This window comes from Parafrankia sp. BMG5.11 (assembly GCF_004337455.1).
Genome location: NZ_SJXI01000154.1, coordinates 1 through 2,058, shown reverse-complemented (window position 1 = coordinate 2,058; position 2,058 = coordinate 1). Strand labels below are relative to the sequence as shown.

The window sequence follows — 2,058 nt, the reverse complement described above, 5'->3', positions numbered from 1 at the left end:
GGCGGGGCGGGATAGGCAGCCGGGGCGTGTGGAGCAAAGAGTCAGGCCCAAGAAGCTACACTTCTCGCACTTTTCTCAACAATGCATTAACTCCTGGCAAGTTGAAGGAATCTCCGATGACCCCTCTTCCCGCCAGAACGCTTTCAACATTATCTAGAAAGCCGGCAGCAAAGTACCTTTCCCAGGAGCGAAGTGCTGGCCATGTCAACATTCCAATTCCTCCGCTGATGGCGCCAACGGCACTACCGGCTACAAGTAGACCGGTATTTATCGATTCGAACTGAAGTGCGACAGTCGACCATCCGGATTCGGCGTCTACAACCTTCACTGAAACTCGAAGCCAATGCACGCGAAAAGTAACTTCTGCGCTCTCCAAATTGGTCTGCAAATCTGGGTAGTCAAGAAGCTTCACAGCCCCCTCAACTGCTCCTAGGCAGTGCCGCCGAGACGCTTGTATCTTGCGTTGGTGACTCTGTACCTTAACTGCTCGGCGCTTGAGGGATATTTCGCTAACTTCGTCATTTTTTGCCGGCATAATTCCGTGTTTTTCAAGCGTCTCAATGATTCTGCCAAAATCGTAACTCCAGTCCGCATCGGCTAGTCGCTGCATCTGGATCCGCGAAATAGCCGCGAGTGCTGGCGGCAATTTGTTAGACTCGGGTGCATTGGCGTTGCCGACAAGAACCGGCAAAACAAGCGGTCCCTCGTGGAGGGCGTACTCCAGCTCGCGACGAACCCAGTCGCTCTGGTCGTGTAGACGTGATCTGCTGTAACCATTTGGAATCTCGGACCAGCGAGGGCCAATAACGGCGACAACAACGCGCGATGTCCGCAAAGAATTCTCTATCCGCGTAACATAATCTTGACCCGAGCGGTTCGATTCTGTATCAAAATAGACCATCTCGTGCCCGAAATAGCGCCTAAGGTCCCCGGCGAGGCGTCCGGCCCAGGACGTAGAGTCGGAGCGGCGGTACGAGATAAAGATAATTCTACGATCTCTGTCGCGTGAAATAGTTGGAATTCTAGGCATTTCCCCCCCAGGTGATGTATACGAACTTTCATCAAGTGTGCGAACGGATACTCCCGCTCTGGCTGTCGAGGCAGGTGTTGCTATGAATTGCGACGGAGAGAGGCTTGACGAATGGCCTCGGCATAGGGTTCGTCGGTCGCGCGAGCCTCGGGCGGAAGATTCTTGTACGGCACAAGGGCCGAGTGTTGCGGATCGCGTGCACGCATCCACGCAGACCAGGCATCGTGCACGTCCTCTGCAGTCACCTTCTCTGCCTTTACTCGCATTAGAAGCGCGTAGAGTACAAAGAGGTCGTTTGCCTCGTCTGGCGGCGTAGCGCCAGCGGGCAAGAGGCTCCTAATCAATTGGGCGTCAGTATCCAAGTACGTCATATCGTCAACCTTCCTGCAAAAGTTGCAATGTGTAGCAAAGCAAAAACCAAAGGTACCGTTCGTTCGCTGGTGCCAAGGTCGGCGTATCGCCGCCACCACGAATCTTCGCGAGTTTCTGACAACACCTTCCACTCGTCACTGAATGGCCGTACTGGAAATCTGGTCTCAATCTCATTTATCACGGCGAACTTGGCGCGATTAAGGTCGCGATAGCTGCGGAGCTGGAGCCGCCAGACGATCGAGATAGCTACCCCGGCGAAGGCTAGAACGAGTGAAATCAGCCAAGGGGTCCGCAGATTGGAAAATGATAATGCGCCGATGGAGACTAGTGCGGTCTGTATGGACAGAAAGAACGCATTTGCCACCCCGCGTCGCGCCGAGACCCGGTCTGCCATCTCTACGGCAGTCTTATAGAGTTCGATCACCGTGACGCGAGAAGGATCATCATCGGCCATGGGAAAATTGTCGAACATGCTCAACCTTTGCGCAAAAGACCATTGCGGCGGCGCCACATCACCGGTGCGGCGAAGGTTAAACTCTCTGCGAAGCTACATACAGTAGACATCCCCGACATGAAAACTAGGCTAGCCGAAAATCTCAATTCCGGAAAAAAATTCATTTTTCGGTTTGGTTCCGGATGGCAGATGCCCCGGGTGC

At 53.9% G+C, this 2,058-nt stretch carries 3 protein-coding genes; all 3 read right to left on the bottom strand.

Translation table 11 applies throughout. The features are described from left to right. Positions 1-55: 55 nt before the first annotated feature. Positions 56-1,030: a toll/interleukin-1 receptor domain-containing protein gene (locus tag E0504_RS48110; protein WP_131627888.1), complete on the bottom strand. Its 975-nt coding sequence runs from the start codon at positions 1,028-1,030 to the stop codon at positions 56-58. A 367-nt stretch (positions 1,031-1,397) separates the two neighbouring features. After that, positions 1,398-1,874 (bottom strand): hypothetical protein, encoded by a 477-nt coding sequence (locus E0504_RS48100; protein WP_207974729.1) that lies wholly within the window; start codon positions 1,872-1,874, stop codon positions 1,398-1,400. Positions 1,875-1,876: 2 nt separating this feature from the next. After that, positions 1,877-2,058 (bottom strand): hypothetical protein (locus E0504_RS51755; RefSeq protein ID WP_207974728.1); only part of this gene is annotated, 182 nt, incomplete at its 5' end.